The sequence below is a fragment of the Pseudomonas fluorescens genome, from assembly GCF_001307275.1.
Taxonomy (GTDB): domain Bacteria; phylum Pseudomonadota; class Gammaproteobacteria; order Pseudomonadales; family Pseudomonadaceae; genus Aquipseudomonas; species Aquipseudomonas fluorescens_AA.
The window spans coordinates 4552831-4571953 of the sequence record NZ_CP012831.1 but is presented as its reverse complement, the minus strand read 5'-3'; the positions used below and the strand labels follow the sequence as shown (position 1 = coordinate 4571953).

Annotated in this window: 16 protein-coding genes, 1 tRNA gene and 2 pseudogenes; 12 read left to right on the top strand and 7 right to left on the bottom strand. The window is 55.8% G+C overall.

What is annotated here, in order from left to right; all coding sequences use genetic code 11:
• Positions 1–78: 78 nt before the first annotated feature.
• Both AO356_RS20505 and AO356_RS20500 read right to left on the bottom strand, forming a co-directional pair.
• Positions 79–885: a toll/interleukin-1 receptor domain-containing protein gene (locus AO356_RS20505; RefSeq protein WP_152032436.1), complete on the bottom strand. Its 807-nt coding sequence runs from the start codon at positions 883–885 to the stop codon at positions 79–81.
• 323 nt (positions 886–1208) lie between these two features.
• Entirely contained in the window at positions 1209–1544 is a 336-nt protein-coding gene (locus AO356_RS20500; protein ID WP_237140762.1) for a helix-turn-helix domain-containing protein, read from the bottom strand.
• Between the two features lie 114 nt (positions 1545–1658).
• On the opposite strand from AO356_RS20500, the pseudogene AO356_RS33105 reads away from it, so the two are divergent.
• The 8 genes and pseudogenes from AO356_RS33105 to AO356_RS32620 all read left to right on the top strand — a co-directional run.
• Positions 1659–1850, top strand: a pseudogene (locus AO356_RS33105) (DNA-binding protein); the annotation flags it as partial.
• A 43-nt stretch (positions 1851–1893) separates the two neighbouring features.
• Entirely contained in the window at positions 1894–2181 is a 288-nt protein-coding gene (locus tag AO356_RS20490; RefSeq protein ID WP_060741279.1) for an ogr/Delta-like zinc finger family protein, read from the top strand.
• Complete coding sequence (locus AO356_RS20485) at positions 2182–2421, top strand: hypothetical protein (protein ID WP_060741278.1); 240 nt, start codon at positions 2182–2184, stop codon at positions 2419–2421.
• A 69-nt stretch (positions 2422–2490) separates the two neighbouring features.
• Complete coding sequence (locus AO356_RS20480; protein WP_203225756.1) at positions 2491–5211, top strand: toprim domain-containing protein; 2721 nt, start codon at positions 2491–2493, stop codon at positions 5209–5211.
• Between the two features lie 63 nt (positions 5212–5274).
• Positions 5275–5613: a DUF7673 family protein gene (locus AO356_RS20475; RefSeq protein ID WP_060741277.1), complete on the top strand. Its 339-nt coding sequence runs from the start codon at positions 5275–5277 to the stop codon at positions 5611–5613.
• A gap of 576 nt (positions 5614–6189) precedes the next feature.
• Positions 6190–7395 carry an Arm DNA-binding domain-containing protein gene (locus AO356_RS20465; RefSeq protein ID WP_060741275.1) on the top strand — a complete coding sequence of 402 codons (1206 nt, stop codon included), beginning with the start codon at positions 6190–6192 and terminating at the stop codon, positions 7393–7395.
• 45 nt (positions 7396–7440) lie between these two features.
• A pseudogene (locus AO356_RS20460) lies at positions 7441–7920 on the top strand (tyrosine-type recombinase/integrase); the annotation flags it as partial.
• Positions 7921–8070: 150 nt separating this feature from the next.
• Entirely contained in the window at positions 8071–9252 is a 1182-nt protein-coding gene (locus AO356_RS32620) for a hypothetical protein (RefSeq protein ID WP_152032435.1), read from the top strand.
• 433 nt (positions 9253–9685) lie between these two features.
• Here AO356_RS32620 and AO356_RS20455 read toward each other — a convergent pair whose 3' ends face one another.
• A complete protein-coding gene (locus AO356_RS20455; protein ID WP_060741274.1) occupies positions 9686–10045 on the bottom strand; it encodes a hypothetical protein in 360 nt (119 codons plus the stop codon).
• 78 nt (positions 10046–10123) lie between these two features.
• Positions 10124–10213: transfer RNA gene (locus AO356_RS20450), tRNA-Ser, on the bottom strand.
• Between the two features lie 308 nt (positions 10214–10521).
• On the opposite strand from AO356_RS20450, the gene AO356_RS20445 reads away from it, so the two are divergent.
• The 3 genes from AO356_RS20445 (at position 10522) to AO356_RS20435 (ending at position 13349) form a co-directional block, all read left to right on the top strand.
• Entirely contained in the window at positions 10522–11211 is a 690-nt protein-coding gene (locus AO356_RS20445) for a crotonase/enoyl-CoA hydratase family protein (RefSeq protein ID WP_060741273.1), read from the top strand.
• Between the two features lie 309 nt (positions 11212–11520).
• The gene (locus AO356_RS20440) at positions 11521–12243 is read left to right on the top strand and encodes a 1-acylglycerol-3-phosphate O-acyltransferase (RefSeq protein WP_060741272.1); all 723 of its coding nucleotides are present in this window, start codon (positions 11521–11523) and stop codon (positions 12241–12243) included.
• 134 nt (positions 12244–12377) lie between these two features.
• A complete protein-coding gene (locus tag AO356_RS20435) occupies positions 12378–13349 on the top strand; it encodes a magnesium and cobalt transport protein CorA (protein ID WP_060741271.1) in 972 nt (323 codons plus the stop codon).
• A 131-nt stretch (positions 13350–13480) separates the two neighbouring features.
• Here AO356_RS20435 and AO356_RS20430 read toward each other — a convergent pair whose 3' ends face one another.
• The 3 genes from AO356_RS20430 to AO356_RS20420 all read right to left on the bottom strand — a co-directional run bounded on the left by AO356_RS20430 (position 13481) and on the right by AO356_RS20420 (position 17678).
• Positions 13481–14215 (bottom strand): amidotransferase, encoded by a 735-nt coding sequence (locus AO356_RS20430; protein ID WP_060741270.1) that lies wholly within the window; start codon positions 14213–14215, stop codon positions 13481–13483.
• An 88-nt stretch (positions 14216–14303) separates the two neighbouring features.
• On the bottom strand, positions 14304–16448 hold the full coding sequence (locus tag AO356_RS20425) for a 3-hydroxyacyl-CoA dehydrogenase NAD-binding domain-containing protein (protein ID WP_060741269.1): 2145 nt from the start codon (positions 16446–16448) through the stop codon (positions 14304–14306).
• A gap of 24 nt (positions 16449–16472) precedes the next feature.
• On the bottom strand, positions 16473–17678 hold the full coding sequence (locus tag AO356_RS20420) for an acetyl-CoA C-acetyltransferase (protein WP_060741268.1): 1206 nt from the start codon (positions 17676–17678) through the stop codon (positions 16473–16475).
• A gap of 610 nt (positions 17679–18288) precedes the next feature.
• Between AO356_RS20420 and AO356_RS20415 the strand changes: the two genes are divergently transcribed.
• A complete protein-coding gene (locus AO356_RS20415; RefSeq protein ID WP_060741267.1) occupies positions 18289–19101 on the top strand; it encodes a c-type cytochrome in 813 nt (270 codons plus the stop codon).
• The last annotated feature ends 22 nt before the right edge of the window (positions 19102–19123 follow it).

Sequence of the window (19123 nt, the reverse complement as noted above, 5' to 3'; positions counted from 1 at the left end):
CTAGCGCAATTTGAACCCCGCTATAGCGCTGGCGATAGCGGGTTACTTTATTAAATTTACCTTTGGTATATTTCGGACCTACGACTTAAGCTTTCTCCTGATCGCGTTAGCCAGTTCAGGCAACCCCTCTCCGTCGTCCCAATTAAGGTATTTATAAGCTTTCATCATTGCGTGAATTTTGTCTTGATCCACGCCCGCGTTAACCATCAAAACCTTCTTATTATTTTTCATGAGATCCATAAAAAAAGTTGAAAATTCAGTTATAGGCCAACCACTAGCGCTATCGAAAAAATTATTTGTCAATATAAATATACCAACCTTTGAATTTTCGATCCCTTCATTTACCTTGAGATAAATATTATCACCGTAGTCAATTTCGTAACTGTCGAGCCACGTACCAATACCTTCAGCTTGAAGATAAGCATTCAAAGGACCAACAATTAGCTCTTTATCCTTGGATGAGTGACTGATAAAAACTTTCGAATCGTTTCGCTTCATTTGCTTATACTGAGGGTTAAGGGTTTCAAAAAGTTCACGTTCCGGCCATAAAAACACAAAGCTTGGCTCACTAACAAGAGCCATATCAACCATTGTCTCTTCTATAAACGTGATCACGTTAAAAAACAACACGTCATTTAAGAAAACGTTATGGCGCTTTAGTTTTTCCGGGTATTTATTGCGAAGCCACTCCTCAAACCTAACAGGATCGCCTTGTAGATTTACAACAATAGAGAATTCCAAACAATAAGGATTGTTATTTACAACAGCACCCACTGATGTAGCATAATCGGGCTCAAACGTATTTAAAATATCCTTTATGAAATCACGCTCTTTTACCCGAGAGCCATAATCACACTCAAACATATACATATAGTTTTTTACCACATTAAACCTCCCACTCGCCAACTGACATTAATATAAACATGATCGTTATTTTGATCAGAGCGCGCACGCCAACGCCCGCGCAACATGTCGGATATAACCTCGATCCACCTCAGACATATCCCTATACCACGTAAGAAGATTCCCTTCATCCTGTGTTAGCTCAGAATTTTCGCGCTCGTCCATATCCGCGCGAGTTTTCTTTTTTTCATCCTGATCCAACATGCCCACCACTCCATTAAGTGCATTGCGTGCGCAACGTTACTTAGGCTTGTGGGAAATCAAAATCGAAATTCGTCGTAACGAATCGTTTAAATATCTACGAGTTATTTCTCTTGGTTTGACAGGGTGGTCACTTCAGCCATCGCGCTGATGATGCGATGCACAGCTTTTTGGTCATAGTCAGACAACGTTCTGAACTGCTGCAGCAGCGCTTCTTCGGCCTCGTTCAAGCCTTCGAGCGCAGGTTGCATCCGCCTTCCCGTCAAAACATACGGCACATCGACACCAGCCTTAAGCACCGCCGTAAGGTAGACGGAATCAGGGTTTCGCTCGCCTTTTTCATAGCTGCCCTGGGTATTACGGGTGATGCCACCCAGTTGCGCAAAGGCCTCCTGGTTGAGCCCCAGCCGCGTCCGTTCTTCGCGCAAGCGTTCACCCACGCCAACGTCCATGTCATTTTCAGATGCACAACTTTTCAAACTTTCACCCTTTACAGGCACAAATCCTTGGGCATAATTGCACCAAATCAACACGGATGCCCACGAATGGACACTATGCCCGCCCCTCTCACACCCGAGCAAGCCCGAGCGGTGCTTGATCGAAAAGGTATCAGCATTGCGGAGTTCTCTCGTCAGAACTCGCTGAACAGCAACCTGGTCAGCGACCTGCTGAATGGTCGGAAGAAAGGACGCCGCGGCGAAGCCCATCGGGCTGCGGTGTTATTGGGTATCAAGGTCGGTACTGTCCCGGCAATCATCATTCCATCAGCCCTCGCGCAAGGATGCCGCCGTGAGCACTTACAAATTGGTCTGCCCCCATTGCCAATCACGGATGCGCATCCGCACCAGTGAGGGCACACATATTTTTCTTCGCATTGCTTACTTGCAATGCACTAACGAGGCTTGCGGTTGGTCTGTTCGCGCCGAGTTTGAAATGACACACGAGATGAGCCCCAGCGGGATGGCCAACCCGGCGGTCAAGTTGCCTTTGGCAGATGTCGCGCTACGTCGTGAGGCGATGACAACGAACGTCGCTCAACTCGAACTATTACCCCCACTCAAGGATGGAGCGGACTGAATGAACGATACCCAGCCTATTTCGCTTGATTACCGCAGCAGCATGCAACAGGCCGCCCTTGCCTATTTGGCTCGCCACCAAGCAGAACATCTTACCGATGGCGATCAGTTGTTCAAAAACTGTATCCGCCATCTGATCGTTGCACTTGAGGTGCCGTCCGGCATTGCGATGAAACTGGTGCAGTTAGCCTGGACTGAGCATTACGCGGCGTCCGGCCTCAACCACCCTACTTCGCTCTAACCCTTAATCATTGACCCAACCCTACTCGACCGTAGGGCTGGGCTTGTATTGCCCATCAGTTGGTGCGACATGGAACAGTCAGAAACGCTACGGGCTGAAGTGCTTCAACGGCTCAAGGACGATTATGGATTCAAGACGCGGCACAGCGACGTCTATTGGCGCGGCGGCAAGTGCCCAGCTTGTGGACAAAAAGAGCTTTATACCCGCGTTTCAAAACCGTGGCTGATCATTTGTGGACGCGAAAGCAAATGTGCGAAGCGCTGGCACGTTAAGGAATTGTATGAGGATCTATTCGATGACTGGAGCCGGCGAGCGCCCTCTTGCGATCAATATCCCACTGCCACAGCTCGAGCCTATCTGGAGTTTGCCCGTGGGTTTCGGCTTGAGCTGATTCAGGGCTGGTTTAGCCAAGAGTCCTACTATTGCCGAGAACTGAACGAAGGCAGCACTACGGTCCGCTTCGCCCTGGATAAAGGGGGGTATTGGGAACGGTTGATCGATCGCCCTCATCGCTTCGGCAAGATGAAAGCTCGGTTCAAGCCTGGGGATAGTCCTCGCGGCGTTTGGTGGTGTCCGCCTTGCGTCGAGTTGCTGGACGTCGCCGAGCTGTGGATTGTCGAGGGGATCTTCGACGCTATCGCTCTGGCGCATAACGGCATTGCAGCGGTGTCGTCTATGTCGTCCAACGCGTTCCCCGAAGAGTCGTTGAGAGAGCTGGCACGACTGCGCGGCGGCAAGTTGCCCAAGTTGGTCTGGGCGCTGGACAACGAGCCCGGTGCACACAAATACACCAGACAATGGGTACAACAGGCCCGCGCCCTGGGCTATGAATGCGAAGCAGCGCAAATCCCTCAGCCTGACAGCCGCAAGGTCGATTGGAATGACCTGCATCAACGCTGGGCCTTTATAGATGACGAGCCCCAGCGCACCGAGCAAATTAAAAGAGACTTGGCTACCGCCCGCTATCACGGCTCGCTTCTGATCGCCGAAAGCGCGACCGAGAAAGGCGCGCTGATGTACGAATGGCGCGAGCGCTATGAGTTTCACTTCGAGTTCGAGAGCCGGCTGTACTGGTTCAAGATGGACCTGGAGAAGTTCAACAAGACCATGCAGGCGTTGGACTCTTCGGAGCGCCACGAAGACCAGTTGCTTAACGATAAACAACGTCGTGACAAGGCACTGCGCCAATGTGGTGGTGTTGTCGAAATCGCCAACTGCTACCCCCAGGCGCTGTACTTCCAGCGCAACGAAGTCACTGACGAGTCCTGGTACTACTTCCGCGTGGACTTTCCGCACGACGGCGGCAGCGTAAAAAACACCTTCACGGGCGGTCAGGTCGCCGCCGCCAGCGAGTTCAAGAAACGCTTGCTCAGCATGGCTGCCGGCGCGGTGTTCACTGGCAGCGGGCAGCAGCTCGACAAGATCATGAAGGACCAGCTCTATGGGCTTAAAACTGTAGAGACCATCGATTATTTGGGCTACAGCAAGGAGCATGGGGCCTATGTGTTCGGCGACATTGCCGTGCGCAATGGCATCGTCAGCCAGGTCAACAAAGAAGACTTTTTTGAGTTCGACAAGCTGCGGCTCAAGACGCTGCAGAAATCGATTGCGATGCACATCCAACGTGACGCCAAGCAGTACCGCAACGACTGGTTGCCCATGCTTTGGACATGTTTCGGCGCCAAGGGAATCGTTGCACTGGCGTTCTGGTTCGGCTCGCTGTTCGCCGAACAGATTCGCGCACAGTACAAGTCGTTTCCCTTTCTGGAAGTGACGGGCGAGGCCGGTGCCGGCAAGACAACACTGCTGACTTTTCTCTGGAAGCTCCTGGGCCGAGAACACGAAGGTTTCGACCCTTCGAAATCAACACGTGCAGGCCGCCAGCGGGCCATGGGCCAAGTTTCCAACATGCCGGTGGTGTTGATCGAGGGCGACCGCAACGAGCCGGACAAGGCGCATGCCAAGGGCTTTGACTGGGACGAGCTGAAAGACTTCTTTGGCGGCGGCACCCTCGGCACCAGGGGGATGAAAACCAGTGGTAACGAAACCTACGAGCCACCGTTTCGGGGTGTCGTCGCTATCAGCCAGAACGCCGATGTCAGCGCGTCGGAGGCGATCCTGACCCGAATTATCAAAACTCACTTTGCTCGCCCTGCGGTGACCACAGAGAGCCGTGCCGCTGCGGATAACCTGAACTTGATCCCGGTGGAACAGCTCAGCCATTTCCTGTTGATGGCTGTGCGGGCTGAAGCCCAGGTCATGGCGAAGTTTGCCGAGCGCGTGGCGGTGCATGAACAGCATCTGCGCCAGCTCAAGGAGATCCGTGTGGAGCGGATCATCAAGAACCATAGCCAGATCATGGCGCTGGTGGACTGCCTTTGTTTGATCTGTCCGCTGGATGAAAACCAGCGTGTCACTACCCATCAAGCCCTCACCAGCATGGCTCTGGAACGTCAGGCGGCGATCAGCGCTGACCATCCTTTGGTTGCCGAATTTTGGGACGTTTACGAGTACCTGGAAAGCCTCGGCGAAGGGCCGCAGGTCAATCACAGCGTCGACCCGAAACTCATCGCCATCAACCTCAACGACTTCGCCGAAAAAGCCAGCGATCACCGACAGAACCTCGCGGATCTCAAGACCCTGCGCACGCTGTTGGTCAATAGCCGCAGCCGCAAGCTGCTTGAGGTGAACAAGGCCACTTACAGCGCCGTCCGAGCGGCCCAGGCAGCCAATAACGCGATGGCTAGGAAATCCACCACCGTGCGTTGCTGGACCTTCCAGAACGCCTAAGCAACACCGCTTGTAACCACCACCAGGCGGGCAACGCCTGGACAACATCAAAGGAGCAACACCATGTCACCAGATCGAATCATAGAAGCGTTTGACGAAATTTTTCGATACGAGAGAGCCCTTCCTGCTATTCGCCTGACGGGCATTGAGGCGCTACACCGATTGGTGCCGGTCGCTCAAGGTCATTCGGGACAGAGTGGCGTCATAGGCCGCTTCTTGCTCGGGCTTTACAACGGCCAGGACTACCCCTTCGACATGACCGAACTGCGTCGGCTCGATGCGGCTCTTTTCGATGACTGCATCACCGTCTTGCGGCTCGATAACACGACCGAACGAGAGGTGCAGCGGTACTTCGAGAATGGCGATGCGATTTGGGAGGAGTTGCGGAATCGATGGGCATGAAGACTAGAACGAAGTCGTAGCGATCATCACGCAATACCAGGCCAAGGCCTGAAAGATGGTGTCGAGGAGCGCCACCTCCTCGACACCGACCACCACTAAGGAGCAGCACCATGCAAGCACGGAACCCAAGCAGCAGCGCCGGGGAGACTAGCACGAACGCGCTGAAACCCGATGATGACCTTTCCTACGTCGCCCGAACCACGGCAGGCGGTATCGCTGTATTTCATGACTCCCTAGGCGTCGGTATCAAGGAGTTGGCGCGATGAACAATGGTAAATCCTTTCCTTGGAATCTCGACCTGACGGGGTTCTGCGACCAATGCGGGAAATACCGCGCCCACGGCAACCACTACAAGTGCAGTAAGACCCGACAGGCCATTAACGAGCGACGTCGGGCCGAAGAAGCTCTGTCAGGAAAAGCTTCGAGGCCCAAAAGAGGTGCCAGCTTGTTTTGGTTGCTCCGTCAGGACTGATCAATAGCGCTTAGCTCGAAAACAACGCAGCACGGGAAGCCAGGGACGGCCTTCCCTCCCGCCGGGTTCCGGTGGGGCTATTCATAGATTGCATGGAGACGCATATGGCAGATGGCGTAGAGGCCCGCGGAAATTCGGTACGGGTCTATTTTCGTTTTAATGGCGAGTTGTGCCGGGAGCTTGTGCCCGGTGGTAATACACCCGAGAACCGGGAGCATGCAAAGCGTCTGGTGACAGTCATCGAGTACGAAATCCAGGCAGGTACTTTCGATTACCGGCGGCATTTTCCCGAGTCGACCAAACTGGCCGAAAACACCTTCGGGCATTACCTGGACCTTTGGCTGACAATCAAAAGCAACAGCGTCGCCGCAACCTCTTTTCGCGGGTATAAGAATAAGGCTGAGGTGCACGTACGGCCACGCTGGGGACACATCCAGATCGATCAGATTGACCATCTAGACCTTCAAGAGTGGATCCAGGGACCGCTGTCGAAACGGCTCAAGAACAAAACCATTCGCGACATCATTTGCAACGTGCGCCAAGTGTTCCGACTCTACCGCACCCGAAAGAAAGTCGCCCATGACCCAACGGAAGGGCTATTTGTGCGTCTTCCCGACCCAGAGGCCCCTGACCCTTTCACTCGGGCGGAAATCAGACAGATCCTAGAAACACCCACCCATCGCACCCAGGAGCTGCTGATGGTGCAATTTATGATTTGGGCTGGCCCACGGGTGTCGGAGACCATCGCGCTGGCCTGGGAGGATGTCGATTTGGAACAGGGAATGGTCACTTTCCGTAGATCCAAAGTGCGCGGAGCTTACCGTGTTACGAAAACCCGGCGCTCCACTCGCAAGGTACGGCTGCTGGAGCCTGCGTGGGACGCGCTGCGTAAGTTAGACGCGATCAACCAGACCAAGAGAGCGGAAACGGTAGAAGTCGTCGAGCGGGACAATAAGACGATCCGCAAGCACAAGCTGCGCTTTGTATTTCTGAATACGAAGAGTGGTTTGCCGCACGTCAGCGATTTTGTTGTGAGGGACAGGTTCTTCAAAGCACACTTGAACGCGGCCGGGGTTCGCTATCGCGGGCCTGGTCAGTGCCGGCACACCTACGCCAGCCAGTTACTTACGACGGGCGTGGCTTCGATCGATTGGATTGCGGAGCAGATGGGCCATACAAGCGCGAACATGATCCGACAGCACTACGGAATGTGGATAAACGAAGACGGTCCAGACGTTGTAGGCATGCTACAAATAGCATTGAACCTTCAACCCATTGATAAAACGGTATTTAGCAAGGCCACGGAATAAGTGGAATGGACCCTATCATAGTAGGGTCTGACCCCAAACACTCATTTTCGCCGATCCAAGGTGCGTGACGCCTATCGGGTGACGAAAACTCGACGCTCTACGCGCAAGGTGCGTCTGCTGGAGCCTGCGTGGGACGCCCTGCGCAAACTGGACGCGATCAATCAGCTCAAGACAGTGGGCACGGTCGACGTCGTCGAGCGGGACAACAAGACAGTCCGCAAGCACAGGCTGCACTTCGTTTTTCTCAACACCAAGAACGGCCTGCCGCACGTCAGCGACTTTGTCGTGAGAGACAGGTTCTTCAAAGCGCACTTGAAAGCGGCCGGCGTTCGCTATCGCGGGCCTGGCCAATGCCGCCATACCTACGCCAGTCAGTTGCTGACTACCGGAGTTGCCTCGGTTGACTGGATCGCGGAGCAGATGGGGCACACCAACGGAAATATGATCCGCCAACATTATGGAACCTGGATTAATGAGGACGGGCCTGATGTCGTTGGCATGCTGCAGTTAGCACTGAGGCTCTGAGCAAAATCGGTGAGTAGCGGCTAGCAAGCGAAACCTGACGCTGCACCTTTAAACTGAAATCTCTGGATATATCTGCACAAAGGCACCTAGTCGATGTTGTAGAATCTCGAAACTTAGCCTCAAACCTCTACCAGCAAAGGACCGTTTTAGATGGACAAAAAACCCTCTGCGTCGCCGGAACCACTGTCAAAAAAAATGTCGATTTCTGACTTTATACCTGAAAAATCAGAAGTTAAAACTTCGCTAGGTCCATTATATGTCCGAAGTGCAAATCGAGGCGACTGGAAGCATTTTGAAAGTGATAAACCATTTGAACTAGGGCGAATGGCACTACAGCGACTGGTAAGCCGTGAACAAAACAAGCAAGTAAATGGCACACTTTCAGAAGAAGACTTCAAAAAGTTAATAGACACAGATTTTTTCGCACTCAATTCGATGATCGCCAAAAAAAATGACTGGAGCGATTTACCTGCACAGCCGGGCATTGCTGAACTTGGGTCTGCAGTTCAGATAGGCAAGGAAAGAGAAGCTCTACGTAATAAGAATTTACTGGAGGAAATGCGTAAGTCCATTGACAGCAGCTATAGTTTTCTTGGACAGAGCGCTGTGGAAAAAATCCAAGAACAAATGTCTGTACTTACAAACATTCGCGAATCTCTTTCTGGACCTGAAACCCTTAGAGCTGCAGCTACGCTGGCCGATATCAATGCATCGTCAAATCTAAAAAGGGCGACAGATGCATTACGAACGCCTGTCGAAGATGACACTCTCAGCCGGTCAAGCTCCGACTTTCAAGCCTTCGTACCCCATATTACCCCCCCAGAAGAAACGGTACTTGGAAGGGCTACGTTAGAAAGCGCGCAGAATACACGTAACACAAATATGCACATAAATGCTTTACTCGATATCGTTAGTGGGCTGCACCAGACAATCGTAGTTGATATTCTTCCAGGGTGGATTCAAAAGGCCGAAACCGACCAGATAAACGCAAAAGAATCGTTTGACCAAGCTAAAAAAAGTCTAAACTGGACGAAATGGACGATAATCATATCAGCAATAATTTCGCTCGCTGCAACATGGTGGCAAATTTCCGTATCGCAAAGCATCGATGAAGGAAACTCAACATCTCAGAAAGTAACCGAGAATTTGCTCCGAGAACAATTAGTCATACAGCAACAATTATCCGAACAACATGCCAAAGAGACAATACAGCTTAGGCAACTTCTTGAAAAGCAATCAATAGACACAGAAAACTTGCGAATGAAGATAGATTTAAGTCTTCCTACCCCTAGCCATAATTGGTATCAACTCACGGTTCCGTTGTCTGATTGAACTCCGCTATCAGACTTCGTGCTATCCGCGCGATAACTCTCCCCTCCGCTTCGCATAGTAAACTTTTGCACCCGTTTTGTTGGGCATAGCGGTCAGCGACGTTCCAATTTCTTGTTGCCGAATCACTTCCCCCCTACCACCCGGATTTTCGCTTAAAACCCGGGCCACAGGTTCGAATGGGGTTAATAAAGAGGCCTTCAGAGCCACGCATTTCTCGGGCGAGTGCGAGCAAGTGTTCCCATGGATGTTCCAAGATGGGCTTTTTTTGACCCTCTGAAAACGCAAAACCCCTGAAAAATTTAACATTTTCAGGGATTTAGACGTTTCGAATTTGGCGATGAATAAGAGATTCGAATTCTGTAGAAACTGCTCCCCTGAGATAAGACGTTCCAGATCTGGTAAGGGCGTAAAGGCACTTTTACGCCGGTATCAGTCATTCGACAGTAGGCAATTGCTTTTTCGATGGTCTAATTTCAGCGCTTCTACGATAAAAAACCTCCGTTGCCTCATCGGATAAGACCTTGCATTCCTGTTCGCTCAGAAGCTCTTGATCCTCTAAAGCCTCGATATACCCACAAAGGCGAAAAAAAATCGTAGTCAGGTGTGCGTCATCTGGTGCACTACCCACATCTTTGATGCGCTCTTGAACAGCCTTCCGGCCTTGTTCAATTTCCCATTCACTCGGTATTGGCATAGCGGGGATCCTTTCCTTGTTCATCAGTATTGGGACGGCGTCATGGTAATAGAACAGCGAACCTGCAACCACAGCCCGCATTCCCATGAATGTTCCCATATGACCCTTTTTTGCACCCCTGAAAACACAAAACCCCTGAAAACTTTAACGTTTTCAGGGGTTTAGTCGTTTCAAATTTGGCGGTGAAGGAGAGATTCGAACTCTCGATACAGTTTCCTGTATACACACTTTCCAGGCGTGCTCCTTAAGCCACTCGGACACTTCACCGTATCTCGGCAAACTGTTCAGTCTGTCGAGGCGCGCTAATGTAGTCGAAAGCTTTTCCGATGGCAAAGGTTTTTTTCAGAATTTTCATGCGGTTAAGCTTGGTTGGGCATTTCAAACCCGTCTGGGCAGGGCAAACCGGCCAATCTTCGGGGCTGTATAGGCAAGGCTCTATAGATGAAGGCTTGGCTGGATGGGCGAGCCAGGCTGTTTGGGGGGCTTGGGGCTGACCGGTGAGTCAGTCACGGTGCTTTACCTGGCCTGCGGCGGTGGGTAACGTCTGCGACACTTCTCTTACAAGGAATAGCGTCATGAGCGACTTGATTGCCTACCATCTCGAAGACGGTATCGCGACCCTGACCTTGAACAACGGCAAGGTCAATGCCATCTCGCCGGACGTGATTGCCGCGTTCAACGCTGCGCTGGACCAGGCGACGGCGGATCGGGCGGTGGTGATCATTACCGGGCAGCCGGGGATTCTGTCGGGTGGCTACGATCTGAAGGTGATGACCGCCGGCCCCAAGGAAGCGGTAAGCCTGGTTACGGCCGGCTCGACGCTGGCCCGTCGCCTGTTGTCGCACCCCTTCCCTGTCGTTGTCGCTTGCCCGGGGCATGCGGTGGCCAAGGGTGCGTTCCTGCTGTTGTCGGCGGATTACCGCATTGGTGTGGAAGGGCCGTTCAGCATCGGCCTGAACGAGGTGCAGATCGGCATGACCATGCACCACGCCGGTATCGAGCTGGCTCGTGATCGCCTGCGCAAGTCGGCGTTTCACCGTTCGGTGATCAATGCCGAGATGTTCAATCCCCAGAGCGCTGTGGATGCGGGCTTCCTCGACAAGGTGGTGTCGGCCGAGGAACTGCAAGGTGCGGCCCTGGAAGCAGCGCGCCAGTTGAAGAAAATCAACATGTCCGCCCACAAGAACACCAAGCTGAAAGTTCGCAAGGCCCTGCTGGAGACGCTGGACACTGCGATTTTGCTGGATCAGGAGCATATGGGCTGACGCTTGTAGGAGCTGTCGAGCGGAGCGAGGCTGCGATCGTTTGATCTTGCTCCGGACTCAATTGCTAAGAGAAAGATCGCAGCCTCGCTCCGCTCGCTCCTACGGGCCCACAAATGTCCCCCTCCTCTAGAGCAGGGCTTTTTCCTACGCGCATCGTTTAAAAATCCGCAACCGCTCTAGGCCGCTTCTGTCACGCCATGTGGAAACATGCGCTTAAACATCGTCTATTTCCGACCTCTATAGGGGCAATTGCCGAAAACAGTGCACATCCGTACACTGCGCCACCTTTTGTCCCGATGGGGCCTGTAGATGCTGTTTGTATTGCGTATGTTGTTGATGGGCCTGCACTTTGTCCTGGCGGGTGTGCTCGGGGTGATTCTGGGCCTGTGCAGACCGTTCAATCCGGACAACAGCCGTTTATGCGCAAGGCTGTACGCATTGCCGGCCATGTGCATCTTGCGCCTGCGGGTCCGGACGCAGGTCGACACGCTAGTGGATAAACCCAACGGCTGCGTCATCATCGCCAACCATCAGTCCAATTATGACTTGTTCATGTTCGGCAACGTGGTGCCGCGCCGCACCGTGTGCATCGGCAAGAAGAGCCTGAAATGGGTGCCGCTGTTCGGGCAATTGTTCTGGCTGGCAGGCAATGTGTTGATCGACCGTGGCAACGCGATCAAGGCGCGACAGTCAATGCTGACCACCACCCATACGTTGCAGCACGAGGACACTTCGATCTGGGTTTTTCCGGAAGGCACGCGTAATCTGGGCGAGGACCTGCTGCCGTTCAAGAAAGGCGCATTCCAAATGGCAATCGCCGCCGGAGTCCCGATTATTCCGGTGTGCGTCAGCAGCTACATCAAGCACATGCGCCTCGATCGCTGGCGCAGTGGTGACATCCTCATACGCTCATTGCCGGCGATTCCTACGGCCGGATTGAGCATGGATGACATGCCCCGGCTCATCGCCCAATGCCGTGAACAAATGCGTGAGTGCATTGCGACAATGGACCGGCAGTTACAAGCCGCGTAATGGAAAACCCGCCCCTCGGCGGGTTTTCTTTGACCACCGAACTCCGCAGATTTTACTGACTCTCAGGCTACAGGGCGCGCTAAGCTGGACGTTGCCTGCCACTGCCATTTTCCAATAAGAAGTGAACCACCATTATGGGTAGAGTCGTTGCTGCTGCGGTTTACAGCGCCGGTAAGAAAATCACCAACATCACCCTCGACGAAGGCAGCGCCTGGGCTGCCAAACCTGGTCATTTTGTGTGGATCGGTCTTGAAGAGCCCAGTGCCCTGGAGCTGACCAACCTGCAACGTCAATTCAACCTGCACGAATTGGCCATCGAAGACGCCATGGAGAAACACAGCCGGCCCAAGTTGGAAACCTTTGGCGATGCGCTGTTTATCGTCACGTATTCGCCAATACGCAAGGACGGCAAGCTGCAGTTCATCGAAACCCATATCTTTGCCGGCAAGGGCTACATCATCACCGCTCGCAACGGTCATTCAGCCTCCTACGCCCATGTCCGACAGCGTTGTGAGGCTCGACCTATCCTGCTGGAGCACGGCGAAGATTTCGTGCTCTACGCCATCCTCGATTTCGTGATCGAAAACTACCAGCCTGTGGGTGAAGCCATTCACGCCGAGATCGATGAGCTGGAGCGCAACGTGCTGTGCAGCGCCCTGAATGAGCGAGACATCCAGAACCTGCACAGCCTGCGCCGCGATGTATTGCGCCTGCGTCGTTACGCGGCGCCCATGGTGGAGATCAGCGAGGAACTGCAGCGGCTGGACTTCCCCTTTATCGACAAGAACATGGGGCCGTACTTCCGCGACGTACAGATCCACGTCACGCGGCAAATGGAAGACTTGGCCACCCTGGCGGACATCGCCAGCCAGACCATTGAAATCGGGGTGCTGCTGGAAGCCTCGCGCCAGAGCGTGGTGCAGCGCAAATTTGCAGCGTGGGCGGCGATTCTGGCATTCCCCACCGCGGTGGCCGGGATCTATGGGATGAACTTCGAGAACATGCCGGAGTTGACCTGGCACTACGGCTACTTTCTGGTGCTCGGATTCATCGGGGTGGGATGTACGGCTTTGTGGGCGAGTTTCAAGCGGTCGGGATGGTTGTAGGCCCGCTCCCCACCGCTCATCCTCTGTGGGAGCGAGCTTGCTCGCGATGACAGCGGCACCTCCGACATCAACGCCAGCTGATCCACCGCTATCGCGAGCAAGCTCGCTCCCACATTGGAGAGTGGTGATCTTTAGCCTTGGGTGGTTTCGGCCTGCGGCTTGTGTGCAACGAAACGCATCATCCACTCCGCCACCGTGGTGCCGTGGTGCTCGTGGGCCAGGCTCGCCATGCCCTGGCTGTAGATCTGTTCGCCGAGGTGTTGCTGACGAATCTCCAGCAAGGCCCGGGAATAATCGTGGATGAACTCCGGGTGGCCCTGGAAGCACAGCACCTGGTCGTTGATGTGATAGGCGGCGAACGGGCAGAAATCGCTGGAGGCGATGACGGTCGCGCTTTCGGGCAGTTGGGTGACCTGGTCCTGGTGGCTGATCAGCAAGGTCAGCTCTTCCATCACCGGGCTCATCCACGGCGCCTTGGCGGCAAGTTTGTAGCGATGGGTGCCGACACCCCAGCCTTGGGTGGCGCGTTCGGTCTTGCCGCCCAGCAACAACGCCAAGAGCTGATGGCCAAAGCACACACCGAGCAATTTATCGCCCCGCTGGTAGCGCTCCAGCAGGTAGGTCTTGAGGGTTTGAATCCAAGGGTCGGTGCCGAAGGAGTCAGCCTTGCTGCCAGTCACCAGGTAAGCGTCGAACTGCTCGTCATCGCTGGGGTAATGCCCCTCCATCACGTTGTACACGATGAATTCGGCCGCGATGGGCTGCTGTGAAAACAGGCGCTGGAACATCTGCCCGTAACCCTGATATTGGTCGACCAGTTCCGGACGCAGGATATCGGTTTCCAGAATGCAGATGCGTAGTGACATAAAAAATACCTGACACGATGATGGGAATATTGCACACCCCAGAGCCTGCCCTGAAACACGGTTCCAAGGCAAGCCTCTCCCCAGTCTGTCAGAACAGTTCGTGCCGGGCGGCTTTCTCCAGCAACAAGGCCGGCGGTGAGAAACGCTCACCGTATTGCTCGGCCAGATACTGGGAGCGATCGACAAAGTCCTGCAGGCCATACTGGTTGATGAACTGCAACGCACCGCCGGTCCAGGCCGCGAAACCAATGCCAAAGATCGAGCCGATGTTGGCATCGGCCGTCGACGTCAGCACCCCCTCCTCCACGCAGCGCACGGTCTCCAAGGCCTGGATGAACAGCAGGCGATCACGGATATCCTGGGGCGAAATCTGCCCATCGGCTTGCTCGAAGCGGCTCTTCAGCTGCGGCCACAGGTACTTCTGCCCGTTGGCCGGGTATTCATAAAAACCGGCGCCGGCAGCCTTGCCCGGCCGCTTGTATTCGTTAAGCAGCAAGTCAATCACGGCGAATGCCGGGTGCTCAATCGGCGTTTTCCCTTCTGCGTGCAGGTCCTTGGCGGTTTGCGCGCGGATATGGCTCATCAGGCTGAGGGAAACTTCGTCAGAGATCGCCAGAGGCCCGACCGGCATCCCGGCCTTGCGCGCTTCGGTCTCGATCATCGGCGCACTCACGCCCTCGCCGAGCATGGCGATGCCCTCATTGGTAAAGGTGCCGAACACCCGCGACGTGAAGAAACCGCGACTGTCGTTGACCACAATCGGCGTCTTGTTGATCTGCAGGACAAAATCGAAACCCCGAGCCAAAGTCGCGTCACTGGTACGCGCCCCCTTGATGATCTCCACCAGCGGCATTTTTTCCACCGGGCTGAAGAAGTGCAGGCCGATGAACTTCGTCGGGTCCGGCACGGCCATGGCCAGGCCGGTGATGGGCAAGGTCGAGGTATTGGAAGCGATCACCGTGTCGTCGCCCGCCACCGCCTGGGCCGCAGCCGACACGCTGGCTTTCAGGGCGCGATCTTCAAACACCGCTTCGATGATCAGGTCGCAACCGGCCAGGTCAGCATTGTTGTCGGTGGCTTGAATCCGCGCCAGCGTGGCTTCGCGCTGCTCGGCCGTGAGCTGGCCGCGGGCGACCTTTTTATCCAGCAACGCCGCCGAGCGGGCCTTGCCCTTCTCGGCTGCCGTCAGGTCGACGTCCTTGAGAACCACGGCAATGCCGGCCACGGCGCTGACATAGGCGATTCCCGCCCCCATCATGCCCGCACCGAGCACGCCGACTTTTTTCGTCAGATAAGGCGCCACACCTTGTGGGCGAGAGCCACCGGCCTTGATCTCGTTGAGTTGGAACCAGAGGGTGCCGATCAGGTTCTTCGCCACTTGGCCGGTGGTCAGTTCGGTGAAGTAGCGGGTTTCGATCAGGTGCGCGGTGTCGAAATCCACCTGGGCCCCCTCCACCGCTGCGCAGAGGATTTTCTCCGGTGCCGGCAGGCAACCCTGGGTCTTGTTGCGCAGGATCGAGGGAGCGATCGCCAACATTTGCCCGACTTTCGGGTCGGACGGCGTGCCGCCCGGGAGCCGATAGCCCTTTGCATCCCAGGGTTGCACGACGCTGGGGTTGGCCAGAATCCAGGCCCGGGACTTGGCCAGCAATTCCTCACGATCCTTGGCCAGCTCATCGATCAACCCGGCCTGCAGCGCTTGCTGTGCACTGACCTTCTTACCTTCGAGCAGATACGGCAGGGCCTTTTCCAAACCGAGCAGGCGCACCATCCGCACCACCCCACCGCCCCCCGGCAGCAGCCCGAGAGTGACCTCCGGCAAGCCGAGCTGCACCGATGGCTGCTCCAGCGCCACGCGATGATGACAAGCCAGGCAGATCTCCCAACCACCGCCGAGGGCCGCGCCATTGATGGCCGCCACCACGGGCTTGCCCAGGGTCTCCAAGGCTCGCAGTTGCGCTTTAAGCAGCAGGACCATGTCGTAGAACGCCTTGGCCTCGGGCTTGCCGACCTTGACCAGTTCATTGAGATCACCACCGGCGAAGAACGTCTGCTTGGCCGAGGTGATGATCACACCGGCAATCGCGTCCTTTTCAGCCTTCAAACGGGTAACGCAAGCGGCCATGGCCTCGCGGTAGCGCGCATTCATGGTGTTGGCGCTCTGGCCCGGCATGTCCAGGGTCAGGACGACGATCCGGTCCTGGCCGGTTTCGTAACGGATGGCAGCGGTCATGAAAAATGTTCCTTGAAGTCGGGCTCAGAGGCGTTCGATGACGGTGGCAATGCCCATGCCGCCGCCGACACAGAGGGTCGCCAGGCCATAGCGCAGGCGACGCGCCTCCAACTCGTCGAGCAACGTGCCAAGGATTGCGCAGCCGGTAGCCCCCAAGGGATGCCCCAGGGCGATGGAACCACCGTTGACGTTGACCTTGGCGGGGTCGATGGCCATGTCCCGGATGAACTTGAGCACCACCGAGGCGAAGGCTTCGTTGACTTCGAACAGGTCGATGTCCTCCACCCGCAGCCCGGCCTTGGCCAGGGCCTTGCGGGTGGCCGGCGCCGGGCCGGTGAGCATGATGGTCGGGTCGGTACTGGTGACGGCCGTGGCGACGATCCGGGCCCGGGGTTGCAGGCCCATGGCGCGTCCCTTGGCTTCGGAACCGATCAACATCAGCGCCGCGCCGTCGACGATGCCGGAACTGTTGCCCGGCGTGTGCACATGATGAATGCGTTCGACATGGCTGTAGACCCGCAGCGCCGTGCCGTCGAAGCCCATCTGGCCCATGGCTTCGAAACTCGGCTTGAGCTTGCCCAGGCCTTCGAGCGTGGAGTCGGCGCGGATGAATTCGTCGTGGTCCAGCAACACGATGCCATTCTGGTCCCGCACGGCGACCAGGGATTTATCGAACGATCCGTCGGCCCGGGCGCGTGCCGCTTTTTGCTGGGAGTGCAGTGCGTAGCGGTCGACGTCCTCGCGGCTGAAGCCTTCCAGGGTGGCGATCAGGTCGGCGCCGATGCCCTGGGGAATGAAGTGGCCCTGCAGGTTGGATTGCGGGTCCAGCGCCCATGCACCGCCATCGCTGCCCATGGGCACCCGGGACATGGATTCGACGCCGCCGGCCACCACCAGGTCTTCGAACCCGGAACGCACCTTCATCGCCGCCAGGTTCACCGCTTCCAGGCCCGAGGCGCAAAAACGATTGAGTTGCACCCCCGCCACGCTGACATCCCAATTGGCCACCAACGCAGCAGTCTTGGCGATATCGGCACCCTGCTCGCCCACGGGCGTCACGCAACCGAGCACGATGTCGTCGACCTGGCTGGTGTCCAAATCCATGCGCTGGCGCAAGGCACTGAGCAGGCCCCCCATCAGGTTCACCGGCTTGACGCTGTGCAGGGCGCCATCAGCCTTGCCCTTGCCACGAGGCGTGCGTAATGCGTCGAAAATCAAAGCTTGGGTCATGACATCCTCGAAACCACGGGGTAATGCGACGCCTCCAACCATAAGCCCAGCGGCGCCGGATTCAATGACCACAGCGCTCAATGGCGTTGACGGCCACGCTCAGACGAACGGTAGCGAGCTATCGGGTTAACCGATTCAGGAGGGCAAGCTGTCTAGCAAAAGGGCCGGCAGGAAGGTGGCAATAGGCCTCATGCCGTTTTAATAGCGATAAATACCCAGCTGATACGAATTGGATCTAAGCCAAGGCGGCCGCGGCCCCTAATGTAATCCTTGTACAAGTTAGTCGTCGGGTTTTGCCGAGGCGCTTGTCGGAACAGGAAGTGCAACGCCAGCCATCATGGATATGCAGGCTGGTTTTCAGGACATAACAAAAAAGGCGGATCAGCCATGTTCAAACATTCGAAAGTTCGTCAAGCCGGACTCATTCTCTTTGCCACGACGCTGCTGTTGATTTTGCCGAATATCACCAAGGTGATTGGCTGAATCCTGCGCGGGGGCACCTGCTTCATCCAATACGTTGTGTCGCCAAAAAATGTGATGGGTTCACTGTTCGAGCAGCGATGGCTGTGCCAACCTTTGCGGCCACCCCTCGACATGGAAAGCGATCGACTTGAAAGCTCTCATTGTGTTCGGGGCGTTGCTGCTCAGCACGCCCCTTTATGCCGCGCAACTGGTGCTGGAGTTGGGCGCGAGCACGCGCACTTGGCAAACCGAAGAACTGCTCAAGCATCCGGACGCTCAAGCGGTCGAGATTGCTGAGGACGTCTCCTACAAGAAACCCATGAGTTATCGAGCCGTGCCGCTGACCTCCCTGTTGACGGGCATCCAGCCGGACGACCACCTGCAGGCCGTTGCACTGGACGGCTTCGCTGCTGAGATGCCCGCGGCGCCATTACTCAACAAGAGCGGGGCCCGGGCCTGGCTGGCGATCGAGGACCCGGCCAAGCCGTGGCCGTCGCTGGGGGAAGGCAAGTCCAGTGCCGGGCCTTTCTATCTGGTCTGGACCGACCCGCAGGCAGGACGCATCAGCCCGGAACAATGGCCCTATGCGGTGGCGAGCATCAAGCGCCTGTCGGCGGTGGCTGAACGCTTCCCGGCCCTGCTACCAGCGCCCAACCTGGCCAAGGACGACCCGATCAATAAAGGTTTCGCGCTGTTCCAGAAGAACTGCCTGGCGTGTCATCGGCTCAATGGCGCTGGCGATGCACAGTTCGGCCCTGACCTGAACATTCCTTTCAATCCCACCGAATACTTCTCCGGGGATTTCCTCAAGCGCTACATTCGCGACCCGCAAGGCCTGCGACGCTGGCCCCAGGGCAAGATGCCCGGGTTCTCGGCAGCGGTGTTGCCGGATTCGGAGCTGGATTTGCTGGTGGGTTACTTGAAGCATATGGCGGGGCGCAAGCAGCCGCTGACTCCATGAGATCGCTTTTGTGGCGAGGGAG